Raw genomic sequence first — 1083 nt, forward strand, 5'->3', positions numbered from 1 at the left:
TTGAAGCTGGTACCGCAGACCGCGACGGTGCTGCGCGACGGCACGTCGGTCAAGGTCGCTGCGAAGGACCTCGTGGCTGGCGAACTGATGCTCGTGCGCCCCGGAGAGCGGATCGCCACGGACGGCATCATTCGGTCCGGGCGCTCCAGCCTTGACACCTCAGCGATCACCGGAGAATCCATTCCGGAGGAGGTTGCACCCGGCGACGAGGTGCCCGCGGGTGCGATCAACTCCGCCGGTGTGCTGGAAGTAGAGACGACCGCAGCTGGAACGGACAACTCGCTGACCACACTCGTCGACCTCGTCGAGCAGGCGCAGGCGGAAAAGGGCGACCGCGCCCGGATCGCCGACCGAATTGCCCAACCCCTAGTGCCCGGGGTGATGATCCTGGCGGTGCTAGTCGGCGTGATCGGCTCGCTGCTGGGCGACCCAGAGACTTGGATCACCCGTGCGCTGGTGGTCCTGGTCGCAGCGTCGCCGTGCGCGCTGGCAATCTCCGTGCCGCTGACGGTCGTGGCCGCGATCGGCGCGGCCAGCCAGTTCGGCGTGGTCATCAAGTCCGGCGCAGCGTTCGAGCGACTCGGCGGCATCCGTCACCTAGCGGTGGACAAGACCGGAACCCTCACCCGCAACCAGCCCGAGGTTACCAGCGTGGTCCCGGCAGACGGATTCAATCGGGCGCAGGTGCTTACTTTCGCGGCGGCAGTTGAGCAGCAATCGACGCACCCCCTCGCCGCGGCGATCGCGGCAGCGGAGCCCGAAGCACCCGCCGCCCTGGACATCAGCGAGGAAGCCGGACATGGCATCGGCGGCACCGTCGAAGGCCAACGCCTGCTGGTGGGCAGCCCCCGATGGATCGACGCCGGGCCACTGAAGGCAGACGTTGAGCGCATGGAATCCGAAGGCCAGACCTGCGTCCTTGTCACCGTCGATGACGCTCTCGCCGGGGCGATCGGCGTCCGCGACGAGCTGCGGCCCGAGGTGCCCGACGCCTTGCAGACCCTGCGCGCCAACGATGTGGAAGTGAGCATGCTCACCGGCGACAACACTCGTACCGCCCGGGCGCTGGCTGAAATCGCCGGA

Annotated in this window: 1 protein-coding gene; it reads left to right on the forward strand. The window is 68.1% G+C overall.

Annotation, left to right across the window (positions count from 1 at the left end; translation table 11 throughout):
* Positions 1 to 1083: heavy metal translocating P-type ATPase (locus HMPREF3149_RS12425; protein ID WP_141741532.1), on the forward strand; the 1083-nt coding region annotated here is incomplete at both ends.

Source organism: Corynebacterium sp. HMSC05E07, assembly GCF_001807225.1.
Classification (GTDB): domain Bacteria; phylum Actinomycetota; class Actinomycetes; order Mycobacteriales; family Mycobacteriaceae; genus Corynebacterium; species Corynebacterium singulare.